At 73.4% G+C, this 25,513-nt stretch carries 21 protein-coding genes; 8 read left to right on the top strand and 13 right to left on the bottom strand.

Going from position 1 to position 25,513, the window contains the following annotated elements; translation table 11 throughout:
* Positions 1 to 105: 105 nt before the first annotated feature.
* Positions 106 to 291 (top strand): hypothetical protein, encoded by a 186-nt coding sequence (locus Sdagh_RS36090; protein WP_190078144.1) that lies wholly within the window; start codon positions 106 to 108, stop codon positions 289 to 291.
* Entirely contained in the window at positions 288 to 470 is a 183-nt protein-coding gene (locus Sdagh_RS36085; RefSeq protein WP_190078143.1) for a hypothetical protein, read from the top strand. The genes Sdagh_RS36090 and Sdagh_RS36085 overlap by 4 nt, the downstream gene beginning before the upstream one ends.
* Positions 471 to 659: 189 nt before the next feature.
* Here the strand turns inward: Sdagh_RS36085 and Sdagh_RS36080 are convergent, their stop codons facing one another.
* Positions 660 to 1,292 (bottom strand): TetR/AcrR family transcriptional regulator, encoded by a 633-nt coding sequence (locus Sdagh_RS36080; protein WP_190078142.1) that lies wholly within the window; start codon positions 1,290 to 1,292, stop codon positions 660 to 662.
* A gap of 101 nt (positions 1,293 to 1,393) precedes the next feature.
* On the opposite strand from Sdagh_RS36080, the gene Sdagh_RS36075 reads away from it, so the two are divergent.
* A complete protein-coding gene (locus tag Sdagh_RS36075) occupies positions 1,394 to 2,308 on the top strand; it encodes an NmrA/HSCARG family protein (RefSeq protein WP_190078141.1) in 915 nt (304 codons plus the stop codon).
* Positions 2,309 to 2,974: 666 nt separating this feature from the next.
* Here the strand turns inward: Sdagh_RS36075 and Sdagh_RS36070 are convergent.
* The gene (locus Sdagh_RS36070; RefSeq protein WP_190078140.1) at positions 2,975 to 3,433 is read right to left on the bottom strand and encodes a PPOX class F420-dependent oxidoreductase; all 459 of its coding nucleotides are present in this window, start codon (positions 3,431 to 3,433) and stop codon (positions 2,975 to 2,977) included.
* 172 nt (positions 3,434 to 3,605) lie between these two features.
* Here Sdagh_RS36070 and Sdagh_RS36065 point away from each other — a divergent pair, with 172 nt between their 5' ends.
* Together Sdagh_RS36065 and Sdagh_RS36620 are read left to right on the top strand one after the other, a co-directional pair.
* Positions 3,606 to 4,049, top strand: coding sequence for a nuclear transport factor 2 family protein (locus Sdagh_RS36065; protein ID WP_189422374.1), 444 nt, complete (start codon positions 3,606 to 3,608; stop codon positions 4,047 to 4,049).
* A 175-nt stretch (positions 4,050 to 4,224) separates the two neighbouring features.
* Positions 4,225 to 4,347: a hypothetical protein gene (locus tag Sdagh_RS36620; RefSeq protein WP_264201211.1), complete on the top strand. Its 123-nt coding sequence runs from the start codon at positions 4,225 to 4,227 to the stop codon at positions 4,345 to 4,347.
* Positions 4,348 to 4,383: 36 nt separating this feature from the next.
* Here the strand turns inward: Sdagh_RS36620 and tpg are convergent, their stop codons facing one another.
* The 3 genes from tpg to Sdagh_RS36050 form a co-directional block, all read right to left on the bottom strand.
* Positions 4,384 to 4,941, bottom strand: a complete 558-nt coding sequence (gene tpg, locus Sdagh_RS36060; RefSeq protein WP_370594948.1) for a telomere-protecting terminal protein Tpg — start codon at positions 4,939 to 4,941, stop codon at positions 4,384 to 4,386.
* Between the two features lie 3 nt (positions 4,942 to 4,944).
* A complete protein-coding gene (gene tap, locus Sdagh_RS36055; RefSeq protein ID WP_190078139.1) occupies positions 4,945 to 7,131 on the bottom strand; it encodes a telomere-associated protein Tap in 2,187 nt (728 codons plus the stop codon).
* Between the two features lie 493 nt (positions 7,132 to 7,624).
* Positions 7,625 to 9,463, bottom strand: coding sequence for a cholesterol oxidase substrate-binding domain-containing protein (locus Sdagh_RS36050; protein WP_190078138.1), 1,839 nt, complete (start codon positions 9,461 to 9,463; stop codon positions 7,625 to 7,627).
* Positions 9,464 to 9,699: 236 nt separating this feature from the next.
* Between Sdagh_RS36050 and Sdagh_RS36045 the strand changes: the two genes are divergently transcribed.
* Positions 9,700 to 10,827 (top strand): aminotransferase class V-fold PLP-dependent enzyme, encoded by a 1,128-nt coding sequence (locus Sdagh_RS36045; RefSeq protein WP_190078137.1) that lies wholly within the window; start codon positions 9,700 to 9,702, stop codon positions 10,825 to 10,827.
* Positions 10,828 to 10,837: 10 nt separating this feature from the next.
* On the opposite strand, the gene Sdagh_RS36040 is transcribed toward Sdagh_RS36045, so the two are convergent.
* From Sdagh_RS36040 to Sdagh_RS36030, 3 genes are all read right to left on the bottom strand, one after another.
* Positions 10,838 to 11,551 carry a S1 family peptidase gene (locus Sdagh_RS36040; protein ID WP_190078136.1) on the bottom strand — a complete coding sequence of 238 codons (714 nt, stop codon included), beginning with the start codon at positions 11,549 to 11,551 and terminating at the stop codon, positions 10,838 to 10,840.
* A 98-nt stretch (positions 11,552 to 11,649) separates the two neighbouring features.
* Entirely contained in the window at positions 11,650 to 12,051 is a 402-nt protein-coding gene (locus Sdagh_RS36035) for a DUF5955 family protein (protein ID WP_189422363.1), read from the bottom strand.
* Between the two features lie 11 nt (positions 12,052 to 12,062).
* Complete coding sequence (locus Sdagh_RS36030) at positions 12,063 to 14,339, bottom strand: AbeC-like domain-containing protein (protein ID WP_306888606.1); 2,277 nt, start codon at positions 14,337 to 14,339, stop codon at positions 12,063 to 12,065.
* A 208-nt stretch (positions 14,340 to 14,547) separates the two neighbouring features.
* Here Sdagh_RS36030 and Sdagh_RS36025 point away from each other — a divergent pair, with 208 nt between their 5' ends.
* A complete protein-coding gene (locus Sdagh_RS36025) occupies positions 14,548 to 15,048 on the top strand; it encodes a lamin tail domain-containing protein (protein ID WP_189422359.1) in 501 nt (166 codons plus the stop codon).
* A gap of 280 nt (positions 15,049 to 15,328) precedes the next feature.
* Here Sdagh_RS36025 and Sdagh_RS36020 read toward each other — a convergent pair whose 3' ends face one another.
* The 5 genes from Sdagh_RS36020 to Sdagh_RS36000 form a co-directional block, all read right to left on the bottom strand.
* A complete protein-coding gene (locus Sdagh_RS36020) occupies positions 15,329 to 16,330 on the bottom strand; it encodes a hypothetical protein (RefSeq protein ID WP_189422356.1) in 1,002 nt (333 codons plus the stop codon).
* 670 nt (positions 16,331 to 17,000) lie between these two features.
* Positions 17,001 to 17,312: a Gfo/Idh/MocA family protein gene (locus tag Sdagh_RS37120; RefSeq protein ID WP_372478507.1), complete on the bottom strand. Its 312-nt coding sequence runs from the start codon at positions 17,310 to 17,312 to the stop codon at positions 17,001 to 17,003.
* Positions 17,313 to 17,641: 329 nt separating this feature from the next.
* Positions 17,642 to 19,042 carry an FAD-dependent monooxygenase gene (locus tag Sdagh_RS36010; protein ID WP_190078135.1) on the bottom strand — a complete coding sequence of 467 codons (1,401 nt, stop codon included), beginning with the start codon at positions 19,040 to 19,042 and terminating at the stop codon, positions 17,642 to 17,644.
* A 127-nt stretch (positions 19,043 to 19,169) separates the two neighbouring features.
* Complete coding sequence (locus Sdagh_RS36005) at positions 19,170 to 22,442, bottom strand: GH92 family glycosyl hydrolase (RefSeq protein WP_190078134.1); 3,273 nt, start codon at positions 22,440 to 22,442, stop codon at positions 19,170 to 19,172.
* Positions 22,443 to 22,943: 501 nt separating this feature from the next.
* Complete coding sequence (locus Sdagh_RS36000; RefSeq protein ID WP_189422351.1) at positions 22,944 to 23,345, bottom strand: 5-carboxymethyl-2-hydroxymuconate Delta-isomerase; 402 nt, start codon at positions 23,343 to 23,345, stop codon at positions 22,944 to 22,946.
* A 236-nt stretch (positions 23,346 to 23,581) separates the two neighbouring features.
* On the opposite strand from Sdagh_RS36000, the gene Sdagh_RS35995 reads away from it, so the two are divergent.
* The gene (locus tag Sdagh_RS35995) at positions 23,582 to 25,213 is read left to right on the top strand and encodes a hypothetical protein (protein ID WP_190078133.1); all 1,632 of its coding nucleotides are present in this window, start codon (positions 23,582 to 23,584) and stop codon (positions 25,211 to 25,213) included.
* The last annotated feature ends 300 nt before the right edge of the window (positions 25,214 to 25,513 follow it).

The raw sequence follows: 25,513 nt of genomic DNA, 5'->3' as shown, positions 1-25,513 counted from the left end.
GTGTGGTCCTGCTCACAGACGAGCCGGCCGACGTCCACGCCGCCGAGCAGGCCAGCCGTCGACGCGCCCGCCGGGCCGGGCACCAGAGCCTCCTACGCGACCGAGGTGGCGCTGCCCGCGACCGGCACTTGGTCCCATCCCGGCAGGGGCGGCGTCCAGGCGGACATCGTCACCACCGCGCCCGAGAACGGGGTGCCGCTGCTGTTCGCAGAGATCGACAACTGCTACGAGTCCGCACAGGTCCTCGCCGCGAAGACGACACGTACATGCGGTTCGGCCAGCGGAAGGTGAGGGACACCGACGGCACGGAGCGGCCGATGTGGCGCACCCGCTGGTGGGCGCCCGACGGCCGCCACGGTGACCAGCCGCACTCGCCGCTGCCGCTCGCCCTCAACCGGATCGGCCCGCCCAACCCCGACACCGTCAGCGTGCCGCTGGCCGAGCTCACCCAGCGGCACTGGAAGGCGTAGTGCCCGCGGTGCGCGGCCAGGGCATGGGTGAGCTAGGCGTCGGCGTCAGCCTGAACGTACGATCCGACGCTGTACGGTGACCCGTCGAACTGAGCCGAAGCTCGGGAGTTGTCGGCTGCGACGCCGGATGAGCCGGCCAAGAGGACCGGTCGAGGCACGTTGGTCGTCACCGCTTGGGCATCCCGCTTGTCACAACCGCCCGGTCGGCAGGCTTTCTGTCACCGGTACCGGAGATCCTGAGTTCCCGGACACCCCAGCGATGCCGTGCTCGGGGCTGAGCCCTTCCACGGCGAGGCGGAAGAGGCGGTCGGCCTGGGTCTCGGGGTCCTTGTGGTGCTCGGTGGCCAGGGCGATGCCGACAGCGAGGGTCAGCAGGTCGTGGAAGGTGACGTGCGGTGCAACCGCCTTGTCGCGGATGGCCCGCTGGAGCAGGGGAGTTCCGGCCGCTGCGATTCTGTTGCCACAGGAGTGCGGGGAGGACTCCTCGGTGGGAGGCTCATAGCTGAGGGTGTTGGCGAATCCGCGGGCCGAGACGGCGTAGAGAACGAGGGCGTGAAGCCACTCCAGGAGGGCGGTGCGGCCGTCCTCGGTCGCACTCAGCCGGTGGGCGCGCTCGCACAGGCCCTCGATGCGCTCCTGGAAGACGGCTTCGAGCAGGGCACGGCGGGTGGGGAAGTGACGGCGCACGGTCGCCGAACCGACGCCTGCGGTGCGGGCGATCCGCTCCTGGGATGCCTCGGCGCCGTGCGCGGCGACCTCGGCTTGGGCGACGGCGAGGATGCGCTGGTAGTTGCGTCGGGCGTCCGAGCGCTGACCGGTCATGATCTCCTCGTTGATAAACGGCGGGCCCCGCCATATCTTAGCGGCAGACGAAACGGCGGACCCCGCCGTTTCCTTTCTCCGGTCTGTGAGGAGCAGCAACCATGCCCGTCAACGGCGATACCGTCCTGGTCACCGGAGCCACCGGCCGGCAAGGCGGGGCCACGGCCCGCGCACTCCTGGCCGCCGACGTGCCCGTGCGTGCACTCGTACGCGATCCGCGGTCGAAGTCCGCCCAGGCGATCGAGGCGCTGGGCGCCGAGCTGGTGCGGGCGGATCTCTCCGACCGGGCCTCCCTCGGCCCAGCGGTCGAGGGAGTCCGCGCGGTGTTCTCGGTGCAGATGCCGCCGATGACCGAGACCGGCGTGGACTTCGCGGGCGAGCTCGCCCAGGCCACCAACCTGGTGGACGCGGCGAAGGCTTGGGGAGTACGACAGTTCGTGCAGTCCTCGACCAGTGGAGTCGGTGAGCACACCCGGGCACCCGGCTGGGCCGAGGGCCGCTGGGCGGCGATGGCGGACTACTTCCACACCAAGCAGGCGATCATGGAGGCGGTGCGTGGTGCGGGCTTTGCCCGCTGGACGGTGATCAAGCCCGCCTTCTTCATGGAGAACCTGCCCCTGCTGGCACCGAGGGGGCCCGGCGGCGGACTGTCGACGGTACTGAAACCGGACACCGAACTGGCCCTGGTGGCTGTGCGGGACATCGGCACGGCCGCGGCGCACGCTCTTCGAGACCCTGACCGGTTCCACCAGGTGGAACTGGAACTGGCCGGTGACCTGCGCACGATGGAGCAGATCGCGCGGACCTTGTCCGCCGCCTGGGGCGTGCCCGTGACCGCGCCCTCCATGAGCCTGGAAGAGGCCCTCGCCGCGGGCATGCCGGCGTGGGGAGCCGGACACGAGTGGAACAACGCGGTCCTCCAGCCCGCCCGGCCTGAGTTCGCCCGGAAGTTGGGCATCCCGGTCACCACCTTCGCCGAGTGGGCGGAGGAGCAGCTGACACCCGCGTCCGGCTGACCAGCTCGCGCGCGGTAAGCGAGGGGACGTCGAGCGTCTGATCACCGGTCATGGTCGTGGGGCGGGTAACGCGTCTCGTGCGGTGATCACCAGCGACCGTGGGCTCATGGGCCTGTCGGCTGGTGTGATCGTCGAGTGCGTCGCCCAGCTAGGCCCGTTGTGGCACGGACGGCACCAGGCCGAGCTTGCGTCCCGGCCCGCGGAAGCGTGCTGTGGGCGGGCGCGCAGCACCGGCTGGTGTTCGTCGACCGGCTCCTGGCCACGCTCGTGCACCTTCGCCATGCCGCCACGCACAACGTGCTCCCCCGCTGGTTCTCTGTCGGCCTCTCCCCATCCCTTCGGCCATCGGGGCCTGTTGGCCGACGTCGAGTCCGACGACCACGGCCTGGGGCGCTCGCGCGGTGGGCTGACCACCAAACTGCCCTGTGCGGTCGAGCATGGGCGGGCGCCGCTGTTCACGCCGGTCACCGCCGGCCAGCGCCACGGCGGTCCCCGCTCGCAGCCGGTCCTGGACGGCATTCGGATGCCTCGAACCGGCCCCGGCCGACCCGAACAAGCCGGATAGGGTCCGCGCGGTCGCGATGAGGTACACCGGCTCGCCGTCCGCCACCACGCGACCGTGCTGGTTACAGCCGTCAACGACTGACTATGACCGGACGGTCACCCCTAACCGTTGATATCCAAGGCCGTCCCGTACAACCGCTCCACCCTCAACCGAATGACGATCCTGAGCTCGGCGGCCACCTGCTCGAGGAACGCGTCTTCATCAGCCGGCTTCGCGGCCGTCGGGATCATCGCGAGCAGTTCCCGCCCGACCGCGTCGCCGGGAACCGTCGTGATCTCGGAAGCCTCCGCCACGCCCTCGGCCACGGCGAACGACCAGACGTCGCCACCCTGCACATGCAGCGCCGCGCGCGGGTCGCGCTGCAGGTGCTTGACCTTGATGCGATCGGCCGTGGTGGACAGCCTCACGATGCAGGCCTCGGGGTCCCAGCTGTAGAGCATGGTGGTCAGGTGCGGATGGCCACTTTGCCTGACAGTGGCGAGGGTCCCGAACCGCTGCCTGGCGAGCAGATCGGAGAGGGTTTCGCTGGACAGGGAGCGAGGCGCTGGGCCTTGAGTCATGCTGTGACCAACTTCCGTAACGTCCCCGGGATTCCACAGGGCGTGTTACGGATGTCGATCCAGGTGATGTGCTTGCGCTACTTCGGAGGTAATGGTCTCAGCCTGCCTGTGTCGGCACGATGGGCGTTCTCACCGCGCCGACAGGACGCGGGCCAGGAGGGAGGGGGCAGTCATGTCCATAGCCGCGCCTACGAACACGCGCACCGTGGTCGAAGAACTGCTGCGCAGGGTCGGTGAGGGCGACCCCGAGCGCGTTGCCGAGCTGTATGCCGAGCAGGGTGATTGGAAGCTGAGCTGGCCGGAGGCCGAGCATGGCCGTGCTGCCACGCCGTGGATCCGTCACCGGTCGACCAGGGCCGACGCAGCCGCTCACTATCGCGAGCTTGCCGAGCACCACGTGCCGGAGCAGGTGGCGACCGAGGTTGAGCGCATCCTCATCGACGGAAACGACGCGGTCGTGCTCGGCGAGATCCGCCAGACCGCCCGGCCCACCAGACGTGCGTATCGCGCGCGATTCGCCCTGCACCTCACTGTTGAGGACGGCCTTGTCACCCGGCACCATGTCTACGAGGACAGCCTCGCCGTCGCCCGGGCATTCGAGGCAGAGGATCAGTGAAGGGCCACAGGCCGATCGTGAAGGTGCTGGTCACTGCCACTCGTCGAGGGTTGCGACGAGGGCGGTCGCTTCAGAGGGCGGTTCGTGGGTCTTTGGCCAGTCTTGTCGTCGCCTGATGGTGTGGGTGCGGGCGGAATCCGCTGGCTTGCGATTGCCGATCTGATGGTGTGATGAGGTGAGTGCACGTAAGCCGTACCCGAGCGACTTGTCGCTACTGCCGAAGAACATCGAAGGCACCCGGGTCAAACTGAGACACCTGGCCCAGCTCGACATCCTCGCCGAAGCCGCGCCCGGTTAGCTGTGATACCGGGGCCGAGGCGTTCGGTTGAGGGGCCTACAGTTCGATCTCGATGTGCTCCACGTCGGTGAACTCCACGCCCAGGCCGTGCGCCCGGGAGTTGTCGGCGCGGAAGTACATCCGGGCGAGGCCGTCGGCGGCGATCTGCTGGAGCTGGTGCTCGGTGGCGCCCTGCTCGCGGGCGGTGAACAGCTGGGCGGCGTACTCGGGTGGCAGGGCCTGGGTGATGTCGCGGATCCGGGCGTCGTCGGTGGTGCCCGGCGCCGCGGTGAACCCGAACCGCGCCCGGGTGGAGACGACCAGGCCGTCGGTGGAAGCGGCCTTCTTCCTCGCCTTCGCCCGCACTTGCGGCTGCCAGCGCTTCCTGACCTCACGCTCCATGCGGCCGCGGAGGTCCTGGCGGGGCCGCTTGAGCTTGCCCGAGACGTACCGCTCCACCGTGCGCTGGGAGATTCCGAGTGCCCGCGCGGTGGCCTTGGTGCCCTTGAGCTGCTTGACCAGGTACTTCATCTGCGCCTGGGCGCTCTGCGGGATGCGGCGGGTGAACGCCCCCTCCAGGGCGCGGTCCAGGCTGTCCCCGAGCGAGTCCACCACGGCCTACTCCCCTTCTCCGGCGCTCTGGTCGGTCTTGATGAGGTTGGCGATGTTGAAGACGCCGCCGCGCTCCTCGAACTGCGCTTCCGCCCACAGGACGGTCTGGGTGCCCTGGTGCTTGACCATCCCGGGCGAGACCCCGAGCCGGAACGTGCCGGGCACCGGCTTGCCCTCGGGCGTGTGCGGCAGGACGTCCAGCGGGGACGGGCCGGGCGAGGGATAGACGACGGCGTCGGTGCCGATCGCGACCGGGTAGAGGCCGGCGGCGGCCGCCGTCTTCATCAGCTTGCGGTGCAGTCCGGTCCGCTGGGTCGCGAGCACGGCGGCCCGGATGTCGGGGCGCCACGTCTCCCGGTTCAGCGCCGGGTAGGGCTCGTAGTACGGCACCTGGCCCCGGCTGCGCTGCCGCAGCTTGCCGATCGCGCCCTTCGCCGTCGCCTTGATCGCGGTCTCCAGCAGCGCCATCGTCGGGTCGGTCTGCTTGCGCCGCGCCATCGCGGCCAGGAACTCCGGTCCGGTGAGATCGGTGGTGACGCCCATGTCGGCCATCGTCTCCACGTACGCGTCGCGCAGCCGCTTGTACCAGGGGTCCAGGTAGCGGCCGGTCCGCGTGCGCACGTACGCCTCGATCGGGGCGACATCGAAGCCGAGCTCGACGGCGTAGGCGACGGTGGGCGTGGCGTACCACGCCGGGCCCTCGGGGCGGTCTCCGCTCGGCGTGAACGGGCTGGGGAGCCGCTCTCCGTCGACGGTACGGCCGTTGGTCCGGACGCGGGAGAGGTCGACGTGGGACAGGTCGACCAGCCACGAGCCGGGCAGCGCCGGGTCGAACCGCGGGTTGCCGGTCAGGTGGGTCGGTCCGTTCAGGCCGACCGTGAGGCCGTTGGCGGCGGCGGCGAACGACATGTTGAGGTCGACGACCACCAAGTAGGGGTTGGCGCACTCCTCGTCGGTCAGCGGCCGGCACCAGTCGTAGGGCTCCTCCATCAGCATCTCGGCCGGGGTGCGGAGGTGGTGCCGGGCGTACTTGCCTTTGAGGACGGGGTGTTCGTCGGGGACCTCGCACTCCACCACGTCGTACCGGGCGGTGAGCGCGTCGTCGTTGAGAACCCGCTTGAACTCGCCGGTGCCCGGGTCCTTCTCCGCGCGGGTCGGCGGGCGCAGCGCGGTCATCAGCTCCAGGCCGGTCGTCGCGGTGCTGCCGCGCGGCGTCATCACCCGGGCCGCGTACAGGCCGAGGTAGCGGGCGAGGTCGGCCGGGTGCATCGTCGGCAGCCGCGGGTCGTCCTTCCTGTCCCACTCGCGGGCGTCCAGCGCGTTCCAGGGCAGGACGCACAGCTGGACGCAGCGGCGCGTGGAACCTTCCGGGTCGCGGTAGAGGCGGGCCCACGGCCCGAACCCGCGCTGGGTGAGCTGGAGCCCGGCCCGCTCGATCTGCTTGACCACCTTGTGGCCGGCCGCCAGCCGGCCCGCGCGCCGCTCCTCCTCCGACAGGGCGGCGGGCAGGCCGTAGCGCTCCACCGCGGACGCGGTGAGAACGAGGACCGGGTCGGCGTCGCGGCCGTTGCGGTGCAGCCGGGCCTGCCCCAGGCGGGCCTCGGTCAGCGTCCAGTCGATCAGCGCCGGGATCGTCCTGGCGGGCACGTCCAGGACCAGGCCGCCGACGCAGTACGCCGACACCTGCCCGTCCGCACAGTCGATCACCGCGAGGGGACCGTTCTCGAAGCGCGGGTCGGCGGCGTCGGCCGCCGTGGTTCTCCTCGCCACCGCCTTCCTCGCGCCCGGGCGCTGCGGCGACACCGGCGGCCTGGTGCTGCTCGCCGCCGGCCGGGGGGCAGCTGCGGGTGCCGCCGGCGCTTGCGACGCGAGGGTGGGTCCGGTGAGCGTCTCCGGCGCCACCGCGGGCTCGGGGTCCGGAGCGCGGGCTTCCTCGGGGGCCGGGAACCGCTCGGCCAGTCTCTCCAGCAGGCGGGTGTAGGCGGCGCGCTGCGGCGGCCGGGGTTCGTTCCGGCCGGACTCCCAGCTCGCGACCGTTTCGCGGCGGGTCTCCAGCACGGCCGCGACCTGGGCCTGGCTCAGGCCCGCGGCCTCGCGGAGCCGCTTGCGCTCGGCAGGGGGCGGGAGATCGGTCTGGGCGACTTGTTCAAGCAGCGCGTCCACCGCGCCGAACAGCTCTTCCTCAGTGGGCACGGACCTCACCTCCAGCGAGACCTTACCTCAATCGCACATTGAATCGCTCATATAAACAACGTAGATCACACAGATCACACAGATCACACGGACCGCACAGCGAGGCGGCCCTGGTCCTGACTGCCCTTCCCCTCGTGACCGGCGTCGTCCTGCCGGCGGCTGCGGTCCTCGCTGTCGTACGGGTGCCAGGGCGCGCCGGCCGACGGCCATCACCCGCTCCCCGGCCGGCGGGGCGGGTCCAGGCGCCGACGGCCGTCTGCGCGATCTGTTCGTCCAGGCCCTCCTGGCGGGGCCGGCAGCGCAGGAGGCAGGAGAGGCGGTGGGTTTCGGTGAGCAGATGGCGGCGGCGGGCCTCAGCCGCCGCCCGCGCCCGCCGTGCCGGCCCGCCGACGACCTCGGCGCCGCAGGGTCCGGATCATCGAGGTGCGCCGTCGTTCGCGCGGCTCGGTCAGCGCCGGCGGCTCCGGGCGTTCCGGCCCGGCAGGCTCGGTGGTCAGCGCAGCAGGGTGTCGAGGAACGGGCTGGACACCACGTGGTGGGGGTCGAGGCGGTCCAGGGCCGCGACGGCCTCGTCCCAGCCCGGGCCGCCCCCGGCGCGCAGGGCGGCGGGGACGGTGCGGGCGAGGACGTCCGGGTCGGACCACGCGGCGGTCTCGGTGTAGGCCCAGCCCTTGGACCACTCCACCCGGACCGTCGCCCTGTCCCCGTCCAGGGCGAACAGGAACTGCTCGACCTCCCGGTAGAACCGGTGCAGGGCGGGTGTGGCCGGCAGGGAGAGAATGTCGATCCACACGGCGGTGTCGGCGTCCGGCCGGTCGGGGCGCGGCCGCAGGGCCGACAGCAGGGGCGGCCGTGCGCCCGGTACGCCGCACACGGACGGGTCCTCCAGGCCGGTCACGCGGATCTCGACCTGGCCGTTGACCGGATACTCGCCGCGCGCCGCGTACTCGGCGAGCAGCGTGCGGTAGAAGTCGGCGAACCGGCTGACCACCCACTGCAGATCGGCGCGGCGGACGAGGACGGCATAGCCGTTGGCCGTCTCGCGCAGCGTGGTGGGCCGGATGTACTCCAGCAGGTTGCGGGAGGCTCCCCACAGGTCCGATCGCAGCCCGCCGGCCAGCAGATGGGTCAGGACGTCGCCGTTCAGCACCTCGCGCACGAGGTCGCCGGAGAGCAGGACATCGGTGATGTCGCCGGTCAGGGCCACCTTGGCCAGCAGGTACTGCACCTGTCCGAAGAGCGGTGCGCTCGCCCAGGCCCCCGAGACCAGGGAACCGGCCAGCCGGGCCACCGGCTCGGGCAGGGAGTCGGAGAACGGGTAGTTGTACGGCTCGTCGACCTCGCGGGAGCCCAGAGGGCGTCGCGGAGCGACACTCCACACCTTCAGCCACGGCTTGTCGGTGAAGGCGAACCAGATCGCCTCCGCCCGGCCGGTGCGGTCGACGAACCGGGCCAGGGTCCGTTGCCCGGCCGCGGCCGCGGGGGCGGCGAACAGTTCGCCGGCCGGGATGTCCAGGAAGGACCGGCAGCGCAGGTTCTGGTCGGCGCCCACGCGCAGCACGGCCTCGGTGACCAGCGAACGGCCGAGGTGGGTGAGGAGCGCGTCGCAGTCGGGTTCCGCCCGGCCGACGGTCCGCAGGGCATAGCGGCCGGTGTCCTCGTCCCAGACGACCGCGGTCAGTTCGGTGACCAGGTTGCTCAGCGAGCCGTAGCCGTGGCCGGGCGGGGGGCTCTCGCCGACGGCGGGGACGGCCGTACCGTGCGCGCCGATGGCCAGTGCGCCGCCGACCGACAGCTGGCCGGGCGCCGGCGCGGCGGTGACACCGTGACCGGCGGCGCCGGCGAACGCGAGCAGGTCCTCCAAAGTGGCCCCGGTCTGGACCCTGACCTCTGCCGAGCCGTCGGCGCCCCGCCGCTCCAGCGACATGGCGGTGAGGTGCGCGGTGGTGTCCAGGAGGACGACCCGGGACGCGGCGGGCGTGCCGTCGGCGACCGTGAGCGGGGCCCAGCCGTGCCGCTTGCCCTGCGCGCGTACCGTCCAGCCCGCACCGTAGGCCCAGTTCACGACGTCCAGCACGTCCTGGGCGTGCCGCGGGGCGCACGTCCACAGCTGGTCGGTGTGGATCTCGCCGGCCCAGTTCTCGTAGACGCGCCGGTAGATGTCCACGCCGGCCGGAAAACCCGTCGGCGCCGGGGGTGCGTCGGCGGCGTACGCGCCGCCCGGCCTGACCAGTCCGCGCAGCAGCCACAGCGCGCCGCCCGCGGCGGCCGACGACGCGAGCAGTCCGCGCCGCGACAGCCCGCCGCCGTCGCCCGGGATAACGTCGGGCATCCCTGGAACCTCCCCCTGTCCCGCCGGACTCAGCCGTACCGAGCCGGTCGCGCAGCCACGCTATCGGGCAACAGGGGTGTCACGCACCGCTGTTCGGCAGTTTCCCTCACACGGGGCCGCCGCGGTCCGGGAGAGCGGCGGCCCCCGGACGCCGGGCCGGCGGACCCGCCCGCCGGCGTGGGGCGCGCCCGGCGATACGCTCGCGGCGCATCCCGTACAGCCCGAAGGACAACCCTGTGCTCACGTCGTACGCCGCGCATTTCGACACCCCGGCCGGATACCTGGACTTCGCCCGCTTCGGGCCGCCGTCCCGGGACGCCGTGGACGCCACCACACGGGCCGTACAGGCCACCGCGCGGGCCACCCACACGACCGTGGACGAACTGATGCGAGCGGAAGGGGCGGCCCGGGACGCGGCAGCACGGCTGGCGGGCACGGACACGGCGCACACCGTGCTGCTGCCGAACGCCTCGACCGGGCTGTTCCACGCGGCGCTCGGGCTGCGTCAGGGGACCGTGCTCGCGCCCCGCGGCGACTTCCCGTCGAACCAGTACCCGTGGCGGCGCGCGGCGCAGCTGGGGCGGGCCGCGCCCCGCTGGCTGGAGCCCGCTCCCGGCGGCGGTGTCACCCCCGAGCTGGTGCGCGAGGCGCTGACGGACGACGTCGTAGCGCTGTCGGTGAGCGCGGTGGACTTCCGTACCGGGTTCCGGGTGGATCTGGCCGCGCTGAGGGAGGTCATCGGCCCGGACCGGCTCCTGGTGGTCGATGCCATCCAGGCTTTCGGGGCGGTGGTCATGCCCTGGCAGGCGGCCGACGTCGTGATCACGGGCGGGCAGAAGTGGCTGCGGGCGGGATGGTCGACCGGGTTCGCGACCCTGTCCGACCGGGCACTCGAGGAACTGCAGCCGGTGCTCACCGGGTGGACGGGGGTGGAGGACGCCGGTGTCTTCGACGGTGTGGAGCATCCGCCCGCACCGGACGCGCGCCGCTGGTCCGTCACCCATCTCAGCCCGGTCACGGCCGCGTCCTTCGCCGCCGCGCTGGAACTGGTGGAGCGGTACGGCGCCGCGGCGATCGAGAGCGCGGTCACCGTGCGGGTCGCCGAACTCGCCGAGGTCGTGAAGAGGTTCGGGGGCAGGGTGCTGTCCCCGGCCGGTCCCGGGCGGCGGGCGGGCATCCTGTCGTTCGCCGTGCCGGGGCGCGAGCCGGCGGCGGTGGCGCGGGCGCTGCACCGGGAGGGCGTGACACCGACGGTACGGGCGGACTCCTTGCGTCTGTCACCGCACGCCTCGACTCCGGTGGAGGCGGTGGAGCGGGTGGCGGCGGCACTGGCCTCGGTGAAGGTGTCCGGCGAGCCGGGGTGACGGTGCCGGGTCAGTAGATGCTCAGGCCGTACGCGGAGAGCCACTCCACCACCGGCTGGTAGTAGGTGAAGCCCCCCGAGGCGCAGTTCCCGCTGCTGCCGGCGATGATGCCGAGGGCCGTGCCGCCGGAGAACGCCGGGCCGCCGATGTCCCCGGGCTCCGAGCAGACGTTTGACCGGAACAGGCCGTACACGATGCCGCCGCCGTAGTTGACGGTGACGTTGACCGCCTGGACGGTGCCGCAGCGGTAACCCGTGGTCCGTCCGGCGTGGCAGACCTGCTGTCCGACGACGGGGTTGGCCGCGGCCGTGATGTCACGGGTGCCGGCGCTGCCCAGCGAGACCTCGCCCGGGTAGGAGCCCGTGGTGTCGGTGTACCGGACGGCCGCGTAGTCGTTGCCCGGGTAGCTCACCCCCGCGGTGACACCGACGGCCACGGTCAGCGCGGGGTCGGCGTACCAGGTGGCACCGGCGCCCTGCGCACACCGCCCCGTCACCGAGCCGTACATGGTGGAGCCGGAACGCGCGTTGAAACCCACGGTGCACCGGCCGGCCGTGCTGTAGAGCGTGTCGCCGCCGTGCACCACGACGCTTGCCCGGTCCTGCCCCCGCTCCCCCGCCCGCGCGTCCGGCCCGAGCGCGGCGGACCAGCCCAGCAGCAGGACGAGAGCGAGCGCCGCCCGCCAGGCGGTCCGGAAGGGGCTCACGGAACGTACAGGGTGCACGGCGACCTCCTACGGCGTGTGCCCGCCATTGTGGGGCTCGCGGCGTGGAACGGTGAGACCGAAAACCGCCATACACGGGAGACGGCCGGAGGGCGTGCTCACGGCAGGGGCAGGCCCTGGACCGAGGCCGCGAGCTGTCCCACCGCCGTCACGAGCGGGCCGACCGGCTGCACGAACCCGGTGAGGCGGTCCAAGGCGCGGCGCAGGACCGTCGGCTGCGGCTCGGCCTCGTCCAGTTCCTCCCGCAGCCTGCCCAGTTCCCTGCCGGCGGCGTCGGGGTCGGCGAGCGCTGCCCGGTGTTCCTGGAGCAACTGCTCGACACGGGTGAGGAGTTCCGCCGTCCGCGCGGCCTGCTCGGGGTCCTGCGGCGAGAAGGAGACCGAACCGGAGTACGCGCGGGCGTGGTGCCCCACGGCCTGGTTGCCGACGTGGTGGGTGCCGCCGTTGATGACGAGTCCGTTGTTGACGGGCGGGTCGTGCCGCTGCTGGTCGTCGCGCATGACGGGATCTCCTAACGGCCGGGGGCGCCGGCCGCGCCGGGGGCGGTCGTGCCGGCCTGCTGCGGGAAGGTCTGGGTGGCGCTCGCGCCCGTGCCGATCGCCTGGTTGCCGATGATGCTCGTGCCGCCCTGCTGGATGAGTCCCTGGTTCAGGATGGTCTGCTGCTGGGCGCGGAAGTCGGTGGTGTCGAAGCCGTGGGAGTCGAGGAACTCCCGGACGGCCGCCAGGGTGTGGCGCTCGATCAGGGAGGTGATCCGCTGGGCGTCCATGACCTGGAAGTAGTTGTGGTAGTCGGGGCTCAGCGCCAGTTCCCGGATGCTCGTGCGGGCGCCGAAGTCGTAGAGCGGGTCCTGTCGCGCGGCGGCGAACTCGTCGGCCATCCGCCGGGAGTGGCGGGTCTCGAAGCGGGCGTGGTACAGGGCCCGGAAGGGGGCGGCGGCGAGGACCCGGCCGGTGCGGGAGGCGGCGCCCAGCAGCAGCGCCCGCTCCTCGGCGGGGGTTCTGCCGCCGTCCAGGCGGTCCACGAGGTGGTAGGCGGCCCGCACGGGGCCGAGTACGTGGTGGTCGATGTGCAGGTGGAGTGTCTGTCCCACGGTGGTGACGTGGAGGAACGTGGCCGGCACCACGTCACCGCCCCACAGCTCCGCGTGGACGGCCAGGCAGTGGCGGACGGTGCCGGTGGGGCGGCGCATGATCTCCCGGACCGCTTCGTCCGCGAGGACGGTGACCGGGGCGATGGTGTCGGCGGCGAAGAACCGTTCGTCCTCGCCGAGGGCGGTGCCGGCGGCGAGGACGCGGTCCTCGACCACCAGGCCGCCGGGCGGTTCCCCGTCCCGGGGCCCTGCGCCGGTGAGCGAGCCGAGCCGCTCGCGGAGGTGGTCGATGAGGTCCTCGGCGGTGAACGGCCGCGGTGCCGTGGGCCGTGCCCGCAGGCCCGCCGGGTCCTCGGCGGGCAGCAGCGGCACCGCGAGGGACCACTGCGCGCTCGTCTCCGACCAGCCGACGGACGGCCGGTACCCGCTGTAGACGGTGGCGTTGCCCTGTCCGGCCCGCTCGACGGCCGCCAGCCGGCCGGCCACCCACTCCGGCCGTCCTTCCGCGCCGCCGCGCGGTGGCCGGTACGTCTGCCTGGTCAGGGTGGTGCGCAGCAGCCGGTCGGTCTCGCGGTCGTGGCCGAGGACCGTGAGGTACGCGCAGACCGCGCCCCCGACGGAGGCGAGCGCGGCCGGCACCCCCGCGAAGTACGTGCCCAGCAGCCAGCTCGCGAAGCCGTCCACCGGCAGACCGGACAGCACCACCCCGACGTAGAGGGTGAGGAGGGCGAACACGCCGGCCGAGACGCTGAGCCGCACCAGCGCCCCGCCGCCGGGGAGCCGCCGGCCGCGGGTGGCGAGACGGGGCCGGTCGCCCGCCAGCCGGGCCGCCCCGAGGAGCACCATGACGGCGGTGAGCCACAAGGGCGCGAGGACCGCGACGGCCCCGAAGACCGCCGTCAGGCGCAGATCGCGCCGGTAGCGCAGTTCCAGCGCTGCCAGGCAGTGCCGGACCACGGCCGCCGGGTCCACCCCCGGGGAGGGGGCCACGGCAGCGGTCTCGTCGGCCAGGACGTCCTCCACCACCCGGTCGGCGAAGTGCTCGTCCACGTAGGCCGCGGCGCACAGGTACCGGGTGACGTCCCCCGGTGCGCTGCCCACCGGCATGGCGACGGGTGCGGTCGTCATGGATCTCCCCCTTGTCACGCGGTGCGGTGCCCGGCGGGCGTCCCGGGTCCCGGACCCCGGGCCCGGGCGTCCGGTGGACAGCAGGGCCAGCAGCACGCCGAGCACCGAGCCGAAGATCAGGGCGCTGCGCCCCAGGTTCGTCGCGAGCACGCCGGCCGGCCCGAGTTCGGCGTCCTCGACCAGAGCCATGAACAGGGCCAGCCCCACGAGACTCGCCAGCCCGGCGGTGAGCACGCCGGCCACGAGACACGCCGGCCAGCGCCGGCTCCGGCGGGCCGGCAGGCGGGGGGCGACGAGCGTGAGCAGGGCCAGCAGTACGAGGATGCCCAGGTCGTTGGCGATCAGGCCGGCCGTGCCGGCGTACCGCTCGGCGGACAGGTCCCAGCCCGGGGAGAAACCCGCCTGCACCATCCAGCGCAGCAGGTCGTTTCCGGACCGCTCGATGTAGAACTCCCGCACGTAGAAATCCAGGAGCGGCCGCTGCGCCCAGGGGCTGCCGGCGGCGGCGACGGTCAGGACCAGCAGCGTGAGACGGAAGCGTGCGGCGGGCGACGAACGCCCGGTCATGGACATCTGGGGTCCCCCTCCCCGTGGCCCGAGCCCGGTGGCCCGCACCCCAGGACCTACCCCCCACGCCGCGGGCCCGAACCACCGACCCGCTGCCGACGGCAGCGGAGGCACGCTGTCGTCACAGTGTCGTCACCGACCCTCCCTGTGATCATCACATTAGATATGCTCCCCACGCTCCATCCGCACCACAGAGGGGGGAAACCTCATGCGTGTTCATCGCGTTCTGACCGCCGCCGCGACCACCGGTGCCGTCGCCGCGCTCGGTCTCACCGCCGCCGCTCCGGTCCAGGCCGCCGAGTACTCCTCGGCGCTGAAGATCAAGGGTGTCCAGTACGACGCTCCGGGCCGGGACTCCAACAAGTGCTCGGGCGGCAACACCAAGAACGAGTACCTGACGATCAAGAACTACTCGCGCAGCAAGGTCAACCTGAAGGGGTACGTCGTCAAGGACGCCTCCGGCAACAAGTTCGCCTTCAAGGACAGCCACACCCTGGAGCCCGGCGACTACGTGCACCTGCGGGGCGGCAAGGGCACCGACTCCGACGCCAAGAACGTCGTCTACCGGCAGAACTGCAACTTCATATGGAACAACGACAAGGACACCATCTACCTGTACAAGCCCAGTGGCGCCCGTGCCGACGTGCACGCGTACACGAAGAAGGCCAACGACAAGGACGGCAACGGGTACATCACGTACCACGGCTGATCGTCACCGTGCGGCGCGGCGTGGCAGCCGCGCCGGACCACACCGGCGCCGGGGGCAGAGGTGGGTGGTGACAGAGAACAGCGGCGCGGAGGCGTGGCCGATGCCTCTGAGCGGGGGCCGGCCGTCCCGGCCAGCCGCGGGACGCGGCCGGTGAGCGGCACGACAGGGCACACCCCATGTCTCATCCCTCCACACCGTTGTGCGGCACCGGTGGGTGCCGCGGGCGGAGGGCGAAGTCTTCAGCACGGTGGAGGGTCCGGGGGCAGCTCGCCGTGGGCGGTCAGGGCAGGCGGTCCGGGTTCTCGAGGAACGCGGGCCGCCTGCGCAGGACGTGCAGGGCGTACTGGACGGGGTCGAACGCGGTGAGCTGGACGCGCCAGGTGTCCCAGTCCCCGGTGACGGTCCCCCGGGCGACCGCGATCATGCGGACCAAGGGATCGTTGCGCTGGCTGCCGCCGTGGTCGGCGAGGCCGCGCAGGCCCGCGTCGGCGGCGGCGTCCCAGCGTTCCAGGGCCATGTCGGCGACGGCCTCGGCCTCGCAGCCGTCCTCGAAGAGGGCCTCGGCGAAGTGCCGTTCCGCCGGCATCCCGAGGAATCCGTAGTACTCCCGGCGGGCGGCCTCGACCTCTTCCAGCGCGTCCTCGTACCGGCTCAGCGCGATGAGCAGCCAGGCCCGGTGGATGTGCGGGGCCCAGGCGCGTTCGCCGGTCTCGTCGGTGACGGCGGCCAACTCCTCCCGCAGGGCGTCCTCGTCGACCGGCAGCCGGCCCCGGTCCCCCTGGTAGAAGGGGACCACGGGCGCCGCGGCCTCGTCGTGCGCCACGGCCGGCCCGGTGTCGTCGCCGGGGTGTTCGGCGAGGTGGTCGCGGGCGAAGGCGGCCGGGTCGAACGCGGCCAGTTCCTTCGCCGGGTCGAGCACGGCCTGCCAGGTCGCGATCGGTCCGAGGGTGCCCCGGCCCCAGCAGGCAAGTTCCCGCAGCCTGACGGTCCGCGGGTCCCGTCCGCACAGGTCGATGAGGCGTTCGGCGGTCATCTGCGCCTCGGTCCACTGCCGTTGCCCGATCCGGGCCGCGCACGTCACCCACGCCGCCTCCCGCAGTACGTCCCGCAGCGCGGCGGCCGGCACGGTCGGGCCCGCCGCCTCGCGCCGGGCCTCCCCGGCGGCCTCGACGGCGGCTTCGAGACGACCCATGGCCAGCAGCAGCCACGCCTCCCGTATCCGCAGTTCCCCGATGCGCCCCCGCACCGCGTCCAACCGTTCCCGCAGCGCCATGTCGTCCATGTCCTGTCGTCCCTCCCTGTCCCGTTCCGGCAACCGGCATCCGGTGACCGACGGGCTGTGCCCGGCACCGGACTCTCCGATCATGCCGGGTGCCGGTCGTCGGTGGGGGCGGATGACGCGACGTCGTCCGCCGGCCGGCGCCGCGATGCCGGATCCAGGCGCGCGGGAGGAGACCGGGGGCGGCGGGGGCGGGTGGCGGCCGCGCCGTGGGAGCCGGGCTGGTGGGCGGCGAAGTAGGCCGCGGGGGCGGGGGCAGGACGTCGACCGGGGTGCCGCCGGAGCGGAGCGAGGCGGTGGCGGCCAGGGCGGCGGCGACGGCCTCACGGGCGGCGACCGGTGAGATGTCGGTGGCGCCGCCGTGACCGACGAAGCGCAGGAACTCGGTGACGACGGCCGCATCGGCGCCTCCGGGGCCGGCCGGGCCCTCGTCGGTGACCGTCAGCGTCAGATCGGCGTCGCGGCGGTAGCCGGAGCGACGCCGGTTCCACACCTTGACGACCGCCGGGTCGCCCTCGACGCCGTCGCCGAAGTTCTCCATCCGGCCCGCGTCGCCGATGGCCGTGCGGTTGCGCCAGTAGCCGGGGGTGAAGTGGCACTGCTGATAGCTGGTCAGCACGCCGTTCTTCTGCAGCAGCAGACCGGCGGTGCGGGCGCGTTCGGCGTGCCAGTCCTAGAAGGCATGGTCGCCGCCGTGGCCGACGAAGTGCCGGCACCACACCGCCCGTACCCGGCCGATCGCGCCGTCGTCGACGAGCCGCCGCATGCGTCGCAGGACGGGCGGGTGGCGCAGGTTGTGGCCGACGCGGAGGCGGGCGCGGCTGCGGGCGGCGGTGTCGAGGACGCGGTCGCAGTCGGCGAGGTCGACCGCGAGGGGTTTCTCCACGAACACGGCGACGCCCGCTTGGGGGAAGAAGAGGGCGGGTTCGGTGTGCGCGTCGTCGGGTGTGAGCACGAACACCGCGTCGAGGTCGTCGGCGAGCATGTCCGCGCGGCGCTCGTGGATGTGGACGGTGTCGCCGAAGAGGCGCCGCGCGTCGTCGCGGCCGCGCTGGGCCGGATCCGCACAGGAGACGGCCCGGGCGGCCGCCGGGCGGTCGGCCGACGTGACGAGTTGGGCGCGCTGGCCGACGCCACGACGCCCAGGCGCAGTTCGGGACCGGGTGCGGTCATGGTTCACCCCTTCGTCGCGGGCCGGTGACGGTGCCGGAGAACCGGTTCCGCCACCGTGGCTCCTACGTCCCCGGATGCTCGAAAGTGTTCGATCAATGGACGTAATCAGTATGAGCGCGCATCCGGTGGGGTGATGCGGGGTCAGGAGAGGGTGCTGCCGCGTTCCCTGTCCGTCAGGGGGGCCGCGGAGAGGAAGGGCCTCCTCGGGCCGAAGAGCATGGGTATCAGCATGTCGGGAGAGAAGAGCCGGGACGCCGGCCTCTCCAGGCTCATGACGTCCAGGAGGGCGCCGAGCGCGTGGGGGTTGCGGGCGCCGGTGGCCACCGCCCGGTCGACGTAGCGGGCGAGCAGCCGCTCGGCGGTGCTGGGCGGTGTGCTCGTGGCGCCCGGGTAGAACGCGTCCTGACCGACGGCCAGATCCCAGGCCGCCGAGACGGGCCGGGCGGCGGAGCGCTGGAGCCGGCGGGCGGTGCCGGGTGCGGTGAGCGGGGTGCGGCGCAGTACCTCACGTACGGCGAGGGCGCTCTGCGCGGCGACGGTGATGCCGTGGCCGTAGACCGGGTTGTAGCCCGCGACGGCGTCGCCGAGGACGGTGAAGCCGTCCGGCCAGCGGGGCATCTTCTCGTAGTAGCGGCGCTGGTCCGCGGTGCTGCGGGTGACGGCGACGCCGGACAACGGCTCCGCGTTCCGGAGCAGTTCGCCGATGACCGGGTCGCCGAGACCCAGGGCGAAGCCGGTGAAGGCATCCGGGTCGGCGGAGGGTTCACCACCGCGAGTGCCGGCGAGGGTGACGATCCAGCGGCCGTCCTCGACGGGCAGCAGGATGCCGCCGCGACCCGGGGCCTTGGCGGGGTTGGCCTGCACGTTGACGAGCGGGAAGGGCAGGCCGGCCGTGGCGGCGGGCGGGCGGTAGAGGCGGGTCGCGTAGACCAGGCCGGCGTCGATCTCGCGTTCCCGGACGGCGGGCAGGCCGAGGTCGGCCAGCCACCGGGGGGTCCGGGAGCCACGGCCGGAGGCGTCGACGACCAGGTCGGCGGTGAGGGTGTGTTCCTCGCCGCCGGAGCGGACCCGGACGCCGGTGACGCGGCGGTCGTCGCCGGTCAGTCCGATGGCCGTGGTGTTCTGGCGGAGGGTGACACGGGGGTGGGCGAGGACCCGGCGGCGCACGACGCTGTCGAGGAGGTCCCTGGAGCAGACCAGGTTGCGGTGCCCGGTGGCGGTGAAGCGGCGGAACCAGATCTCGTTGGGCGCTCTGGAGACCATGTCGGCCATGATGAGCACCAGTCGGGCGCCGTTCGCGGTCGCATCGTCGACGAGTCCGGGCAGCAACCGGTCGAGGGCGCGGACGCCACCGCTCCACACCAGGTGGGCGTGGCGGTTCTGCGGGACGCCGCGCCGGGGATCGGGGCCGTCCGGCAGGCCGTCGCGTTCGACGACCGTGACATCGGCGGATCCGGTGAGCGCGGCGGCGGCGAACAGGCCGGTGACACTGCCGCCGACGACGAGCGCGGTGGGACGGTGGGGAGCCAGGTGTGCGGGCATGGACGCTCCGGGGTTCCGGCCCGGACGCCCGCGCGGGGCGGGCGGTCTCCGGGGCTGGGGCTGGGGGCATCCATGATCCTTGAGCGGGGGCGGGCGGCACAGGGGCCGCCCGTCCCCGCTGCCGGGCTCAGCTCACGGCGAGGGTGAACACGTGCAGGTTCGCGTTGTCGGGCAGCCGTACGGAGCTGATCCGCTTGCCGTCCGGGGCGGTGAACGGAGCGGTGGCGAAGACGTACGTCGCCACCGGGTCCTTGTCCGCGCCCGCGACATTGCGGTACGCGGCCTCGGCGACGACCTCGTTGCCGTACTGGACGGTGCCGCCTCCGCCGCCGGCGGTCCAGTCGGTGAAGGCGAGGTCGACGGTGGCGGTGGTGCCGTCGGTGAAGGTGACGGTCGCCCCGGACTTCTGGTTGCCGTTGACGGCGCTGCCGATGAACGACAACCGGGCGGCCGGGTCGGTGAGCCGGATGACCTGACCGGTGGCGGTGGCGTTGTCCGGGCGGCCGGCCGGGGAGCCGGGCCAGCTGTAGGTGAGGCCGTCGGCGGTGTGCCGCTCGCCCGGGGTGAGGCCCGCCGCGGCGAGCGCCTGGCGGGAGTAGCTCCAGCCGCCGCCGTCGTAGTCGGCCTCGTCGTGTTCGCCCTCGTCGTCGGAGACGCCGGTGTTGTCGTAGGCGGCCAGCAGGGTGCCGGGGGCGGCGACGGTGAGGGCGACGGGCTGTGCGTAGGAGCTGTCGCCCGAGGTGACGGTGACCTTCACGTCGTAGAAGCCCTGGGCGGTGCCGTCGGATGCGGTCAGTTCGATCCGCTGGGCGCCGTCCGTGACGGTGCCCTCGGCGGGGACGGCCGTGATGCCGTCCGGGGTGTCGACGTGGAAGCGGACGTCGGGGCCCTCGCCGCCGCTCACCGCGCGGGCGCGGATGTCGACACCGGTGCTGTCGCCGGGGGCGAGGGTCGCGGCGGTGGGGCCGACGCCGATCTGGTAGGGCTGTTCGCCGTCCCGGAAGGACGGCGGGGCCTGGCCTGCGCCCCAGGCGGGGTCGGGTTCCGAGGACAGGGTGTAGTCGAGGCGTCCGCCGTCGCGGACGACGGAGGCCGGGAGCCACGGGCGGTCGCCGGCGCGGCCGTTCACCTTCAGGGAACGGATGTACGGCGCGTCGGCCGCGGCGCCCCGGGCGTGGATGGAGATGTCCTTGCCGCCGGGCCGGTCGATCTCCGCGCGGGGGAACAGCGGGGAGGCGAGGACGAGTTCGGCACGGGACGGGACCTGCGGGTACATGCCGAGCGCGGAGAAGACGTACCAGGACGACATCGCGCCGAGGTCGTCGTTGCCCGGGATGCCGCCCGGCCCGGTCGACCAGAGCGCGTCCATCGCGGCGCGGACGGTCCGCTGCGCCTTGTAGGGGGCGCCCGCGTAGTCGTAGAGGTAGGGGACGTTGACGGACGGTTCGTTGTCCATGCCGGACTTGTCGCCGGGGCCGCCGCTGAAGACCCAGTCGCCGTCGGCGTCGTGGAAGAAGGCGTCCAGGCGCTTCAGCGCCTCCTCGGTGCCGCCCATCGCGGCGAACAGGCCGGCCGGGTCGTGCTGGACCATCCAGGTGTACTGGGCGGCGGTGCCCTCGACGAAGCCGTTGCCGGTGGCCGGGGTGAAGCCGGTGACCCAGCTGCCGTCGGCCTTGCGGTTGGCGATGTAGCCGCCGGTGGGGTCGGCGGCGATGTTGAAGTTGTTCTGCCAGTACTGGGAGCGGGCCGCGAAGGTCTTCGCGGTGTCCCGCTGCCCGGCGGCGGTGGCCAGCCGGGAGAGCGCGAAGTCGGCGCCGGACATCTCCAGGGTCTCGGCGGCGCCGCCCCAGGCGTTGGAGACGGACGGCATGTAGTGCAGCTTCAGGTACTTGTCGAGGGAGGGCCGCTGGCCGACCGAGAGGACGGGCTTGCCGGCCGGGGAGAGGTCCTGCTCGGTGGGGACGGTGGCCGCCTTCACCAGGGACCGCAGCGCGCCGTCCAGGTCGAAGCCGGTGCCGCCGAAGGCGTGGATGCCGGCGAGGGCGATGGGCGAGGGGTCGCCGTTCATGACGTGGGTGCCGCTCGCGCCGTGCAGCCAGCGGTCCCAGACGCCGCCGTTCTGCCCGGCGAACTCGTACAGCGACTGGGCGATGTCGGAGCCCACCCGGGGGTTCAGGAGGGTCAGCAACTGCATCTGGCTGCGGTAGACGTCCCAGCCGGAGAAGGTGCCGTACTGCGCCTGGTGGCCGCGGGAGACGCGGTGCGTCCTGCCGTCCGGGCCGCGGTAACGGCGGTCGGTGTCGCTGACGACGTTCGGGTGGAGCAGGGCGTGGTAGAGCGCGGTGTAGAAGATGGTGCGCTCCGCGTCGGTGCCGCCGCCGACGCGGATCGCGGCGAGGCGGTCCCGCCAGGCGTCGCGGGCGGCGTCCCGGACGGAGGCGAAGGAGCGGCCGGGCGGGTTCTCCGCCCTCAGGTTGGCCTCGGCGCCGGCCTGGTCGACGTAGGAGACGCCGACCTTGACGTTCACCGGTCCGGTGCCGGGCTCGAACTCGACGTAGCCGCCCGCTCCCTTGCCGGCGACGGGGCGGCCGCCGTCCTCGAAGCCGCCGGTGCCGCCGGAGGCGGCGGTGGAGCCGGGGGTGAGCCGGTCGTCCCGCCAGGTGCCGGTGGTCCTGAAGGCGCGGTCGAAGGTCGCGGTGAAGTGCAGGGTGTAGTAGGCGCGTCGCCCCTCGGGGTCGAGGTAGCCGCAGAAGTTGCCGGAGGTGACGGAGCCCGAGACGGTCCGGGTCTTCGGGTCGATCCGCACCGTGGAGTCGGTGGAGCCGACCTCGGAGTTGGCGGTGCGGATCAGCAGGGCGGCGGGCCTGCCGGTGGGGTAGGTGAAGCGGGCCGAGCCGGTGCGGGCGGTGGCGGTGAGGTCGGCCGTGACCCCGGAGGCGAGGGAGACCTTGTAGTGGCCGGGTTCGGCGGTCTCGTCTTCGTGGCTGAAGTCGGAGGCGTAGACCGCGTCCTTGGTGTCGCTCGCCGGGGAGGAGGTGACCTCGCCGCTGTACGGGAAGAACGGGATGTCCCCGCTGCCGCCCGCGCAGCCCGTGCCGGACATGTGGGTCAGGCTGAAACCACGGATACGGGTGGCGTCGTGCTGGTAGCCGCCGGGGGCGACGGTTCTGGTGGCGTCGCCCTTGGTGTTCTCCGGGCTCCAGGAGAGCATGCCGAAGGGGACGACGGCCCCCGGGAAGACGTTGCCGGCGTTGGCGGTGCCGATCAGGGGGTCGACGTAGGCGGTGGGGTCCTTGACGAGGGACGTGTCGGGCGGGGCGGACGAGGCCGCCAGGGCGGGGGTGGCGCCGCCGGCCACGAGGGCCGCGGCGAGCAGCAGGGACATCGGACGGAAACGCATGACGCGGCCCCTCCTCCGGACGGGTCGCGCACCACGGGTCGCACAAGCCGCAGGGACACTAACGCGCCACAGGGGCGGGGCGGAAGAGCGCCTCGCCGGGGCGCGGGAGAGCGGGGTCCGGGCAAGCGGAGTCCGGGAGAGGGGAGTTCCAGGGGCGGGCGGAGCCCGGGGGCGGAGCCCGGGGGCGGGCGGCCGTAAGCCGGCCGGGGCCGGGAGTCGACAGCCGGAGTCGGCGGCCGGAGTCGAGGGCCGCGAGCGGGGCCCGTGAACAGCGGGGCCGACGGGGCCGTGGTGGCGCCGCGCGTCGGCCGTATTGACAGCCTTCGCCGGTACGGCGGTACTCTCAGGACCGTCAAGACAACGTTGTCGCACCGCGTGTCGTCACAAGCCGCGCCACCGGTCGCCTCACCAGCCGCGCCCTTGGCCGCGTCACCGACTCCATGCCAGTCGGGGTCACCAGCAGAACCAGAGAACCAGGAGAACCAGGAGCGGCACCGCCGTTCAGCCCGCCGCCGGCCGGCACACCCGCAGGGTGCCGCCACGGTACGCGTCCGCCCGCGCGGGCGGGTCCAGACGGTAGGAGCCGGCCAGTTCGCGCACCTCCGCCGAGACCACCGCGCCGTCCGCCCGCAGGTGCTTGCCGACCAGGGCGACGATGCTCTCGGCCAGCCGTCCCTTCAGCGCTTCGGAGCGACCCGGCTTGAGGCCGACCTCCACATGCACGAAGGCGTCCCCCTCCCCCACCCCGTCGCCGACGCAGGTCTCGACCGGCCGCAGCAGCGTCTTGCAGACGCCCGTCGAGCCGCTCTCCTCGATGACGAGCGGATGCAGTTCCCTGACCAGGGCCGCGCGGTCGAAGGCGGCGCCGAGCCGTGCGGAGTAGTCGATGGTGAGGTGTGGCATGGAGGACCTTTCACGCGCCCTGGTTTTCTCAGGCAACCATTTTCTCGCGTCGCGGGGGTGCTCCGGCTCGCCCCCCTCCAGGTCAAGCCCGTGCCGGGGATCGTCACACGGACGGGGAGCGAACGCCACTCCTGGTAACTCACTGATTGCGGAACGTGACATGACTGCGGCAGACTGCACTGCCCGCGCCCCGAGGAGATCTTGGCGGGCCGCCGGTGTGAGGGAAGGGGACGAGGATGGAGATGCGCGCCCACGCGGCGAGCGGGCCCGGTGAGCGGGTGCGGGGGCGGTCCTGGATGGTGCGCCTGGACCCCGTCGGCCGGGGCAGCTCGGCGGTGCGGTTCTCGTGCGTCCGCCCGGCCTGTCCCGAGCAGCGGCTGCCGTCCGTCGCCGCCGGCCGGGCCTTCGCCGTGGCGCACCTCACCGCGCATCTGCGGGCCGCCGGGGAGCCCCGGAGCGGGGTGTACTGCGCCTGCCGGGCCGACGGGTGCCGGGGCCACGCCGGTCCCGCCGCCGGGGGGCGGGACACCGGGGCGGCGGCGTGGCGGTGCGGCGGCCCGGTCGTCTTCGTGGTCGTCGCGGACCGGGCGGGGCGCTGGTGGCAGGCGCTCGAATGCTGCGCGCGCTGCGCGGCGGCCCACCCCTCGGGGCAGGTCGCGGCCACCGCTCCGCCGGCCGGGCCGGCACGGGCGTCCGGCGGCGCCGGGCCCGTCCGGGCCGCCGTGGCGCCGCGGCTGCGGTTCTCCGACGCGCCCGGGTCCGCGGACCGAGCCGCACCCGGCGGTGCCTCGCCGGCCGATCCCGCCGGGGTACCGAAGCCGCCCGGCGTTCCGGTGCCCTCCCCCCGGCCGCGGGCCGCCCGGCCGTACGGCAGGCACGGGAAGATCGCGCAGCGCGTCGTGCCGCACGAGCTGCGGCCGACCGCGCTGCGCGACGAACTCACCGAGCTGGGCGACCAGTTCCGCGCCTATCAGAAACGCGCGGAACCCGACCTGGCGCTCCTCGCCGACCTGCACACCCGCAAGGCCCGCGCCTTCCACGAGTGGGCCGAGGTGACCGGTGACGCCGAACTGCGCGCGCAGGCGCGGCGGGCGGAGCAGGCCGCGGTCACCGTCCGCGGCCAGCACCTCCAGCGCACCGGCCACACCCCCGACGGGCAGGAGACCGGCGTGCCCCGGGTGCTGCCCGGGCCCCAGCTGTGGGAGCACGCCCGCGCCGTCCTCGGGCACGTCCGCGACCACGCGCCGCTGCCCGGCCCGGAGGCGCGGCTGTTGTGCCTGCTGCTCACGCTGCGGACCGCGCGCAGCGGCTCCGGCAATCTGACCGGGCAGGACGTGTCCGCCCTGCCGCTGAGCGATCCCGGGGACCTCGTCGGACGGCTGGCGGCGTCCGGGTGGCTGTGGATCGAGTGCACCGCCGAGGAGGTGCTCGCCTCCCGCCCCGAGAACCCGACGGTGGTCACCGTGCCCTCCCTGGTACCCGGTCCGGACGGCGAGCGGGTGCTGGCGTTCGGGAAGAACACGCGGGCCAGACTCAGCGGCTGGGCGCAGCGGGTCATGACCGACCGGAGGCTGCGCAGGAAGCGGACGACGGCCGCCGCCCGGCTGCTGGCACTGGCCCTGGCCACCCGGACCGGGCTGGACGGGGAGGTCCTCGGCCCCGGCGGCGAGGGCGTCGACACCGGCTCGCTCGCCGCCCTGTACGCCGGTGCGCCCGGTGATCTCCCGGACCTGGTCGCGCAGTTGACCGCGGCGGACTGGCTGGCCGAGGCGGAGGTGAGCGGTGACCGTCTCATCGGGCGGCTCTCCGAACGGGTGTGGCCGCTCAGCTGTCCGCTGCCCGAGCCGTACGGCGGGGCCGGGTCCTGAGGGTCCGGCCGGCCTCGCCGCCCGGTGCGGCGTGGGCGGGCTCCCGCGCAGGCACGGGGAGGGCCGGTCCATGGCCCGGGGAGGCGGGCGGCGCGGGATCGTCCCGGCGGGCGCGGGGCAGCGTGGCGGGATGAGCGAGGAGACGGACGGTGTGGCGGCGGCGCTCGCGGGTGAGCGGCGGTTGCTGACGCCCGGGATCAGGGCGTCGAGGGAACGGGCGGTCCGCTGCTGGACCCGGAGTTCGTCGAGGTGGGGGCCTCCGGCCGCCGCTGGGACCGGGAGACGATACTCGCCCGGCTG

The organism is Streptomyces daghestanicus (genome assembly GCF_020521275.1).
Taxonomy (GTDB): domain Bacteria; phylum Actinomycetota; class Actinomycetes; order Streptomycetales; family Streptomycetaceae; genus Streptomyces; species Streptomyces griseoviridis.
The sequence above is the reverse complement of the archived record's forward strand: the minus strand, read 5'-3'. Positions and strand labels throughout refer to the sequence as shown.

Bases quoted from the DNA above. Each gene is read 5' to 3' on its own strand.
- Sdagh_RS36020 (WP_189422356.1), bottom strand. From the start codon at position 16,330: ATGGACGACATGGCGCTGCGGGAACGGTTGGACGCGGTGCGGGGGCGC.
- Sdagh_RS36010 (WP_190078135.1), bottom strand. From the start codon at position 19,042: ATGCCCGCACACCTGGCTCCCCACCGTCCCACCGCGCTCGTCGTCGGC.
- Sdagh_RS36030 (WP_306888606.1), bottom strand. From the start codon at position 14,339: ATGACCGGGCGTTCGTCGCCCGCCGCACGCTTCCGTCTCACGCTGCTG.
- Sdagh_RS36075 (WP_190078141.1), top strand. From the start codon at position 1,394: ATGCCCGTCAACGGCGATACCGTCCTGGTCACCGGAGCCACCGGCCGG.
- Sdagh_RS36070 (WP_190078140.1), bottom strand. From the start codon at position 3,433: ATGACTCAAGGCCCAGCGCCTCGCTCCCTGTCCAGCGAAACCCTCTCC.
- Sdagh_RS36005 (WP_190078134.1), bottom strand. From the start codon at position 22,442: ATGCGTTTCCGTCCGATGTCCCTGCTGCTCGCCGCGGCCCTCGTGGCC.
- Sdagh_RS36035 (WP_189422363.1), bottom strand. From the start codon at position 12,051: ATGCGCGACGACCAGCAGCGGCACGACCCGCCCGTCAACAACGGACTC.
- Sdagh_RS37120 (WP_372478507.1), bottom strand. From the start codon at position 17,312: ATGCTCGCCGACGACCTCGACGCGGTGTTCGTGCTCACACCCGACGAC.
- Sdagh_RS36025 (WP_189422359.1), top strand. From the start codon at position 14,548: ATGCGTGTTCATCGCGTTCTGACCGCCGCCGCGACCACCGGTGCCGTC.
- Sdagh_RS36065 (WP_189422374.1), top strand. From the start codon at position 3,606: ATGTCCATAGCCGCGCCTACGAACACGCGCACCGTGGTCGAAGAACTG.
- Sdagh_RS36000 (WP_189422351.1), bottom strand. From the start codon at position 23,345: ATGCCACACCTCACCATCGACTACTCCGCACGGCTCGGCGCCGCCTTC.
- Sdagh_RS36050 (WP_190078138.1), bottom strand. From the start codon at position 9,463: ATGCCCGACGTTATCCCGGGCGACGGCGGCGGGCTGTCGCGGCGCGGA.
- Sdagh_RS36080 (WP_190078142.1), bottom strand. From the start codon at position 1,292: ATGACCGGTCAGCGCTCGGACGCCCGACGCAACTACCAGCGCATCCTC.
- Sdagh_RS35995 (WP_190078133.1), top strand. From the start codon at position 23,582: ATGGAGATGCGCGCCCACGCGGCGAGCGGGCCCGGTGAGCGGGTGCGG.